The organism is Streptomyces sp. XM83C (genome assembly GCF_023072675.1).
Taxonomy (GTDB): domain Bacteria; phylum Actinomycetota; class Actinomycetes; order Streptomycetales; family Streptomycetaceae; genus Streptomyces; species Streptomyces thermocoprophilus.
The window spans coordinates 1-526 of sequence record NZ_JALLGL010000658.1; the positions used below are offsets into that span (position 1 = coordinate 1).

1 protein-coding gene is annotated in these 526 nt (G+C 66.9%); it reads left to right on the forward strand.

Going from position 1 to position 526, the window contains the following annotated elements:
- The first annotated feature begins 241 nt into the window (after positions 1–241).
- Positions 242–403 (forward strand): hypothetical protein, encoded by a 162-nt coding sequence (locus tag MTQ10_RS30960; protein WP_247474139.1) that lies wholly within the window; start codon positions 242–244, stop codon positions 401–403.
- The last annotated feature ends 123 nt before the right edge of the window (positions 404–526 follow it).

The window sequence follows — 526 nt, forward strand, 5'->3', positions numbered from 1 at the left end:
GTGGCGTAGACACCCTCTGTGCTACCGAGAGGCCCTGCCTTCATGCCCCCGCGCGGCCACAATCACCTGAACAGCACGCCCGTACGGAACCCCCAGCTCCACACTCGGTTTCGAGAAGCCCTCTTAGCGCCGACCAGGCGGGCAGCAGCCGGAGCAGCTCCGTAGGGCACTCTGGCTGGGCCAGCATGATTTCGACCCAGCTTCGGCGCAGGTCGGGTCCTCCGCCAAGGCGCCTGCGCAGGTGCAGCGTGAGGTCAAGCAGTGCCTGCTGCGGGGCGGAGTGGCGAGCCAGTACGTCGTCGAAGGTGAGGGACTTTCGATAGGAGCGGGCGGCGAAGGAAAGCAGGGCCTCCTCGACGAGCGTGTCGTTGCCCGTGTGCCGGTCCAGGTAGGCGACGAGTGAACCGCTCCGGGATCGGTGGAGGCTCTATGCGTTGACTCCAGCCGCCGGTTGGGGCTGGTGTTGAGCGTAGTGGTTGGTCTCGTGCTCGTGGGGCGGGATGTCGCCGATCGCTGTGTGGAGGCG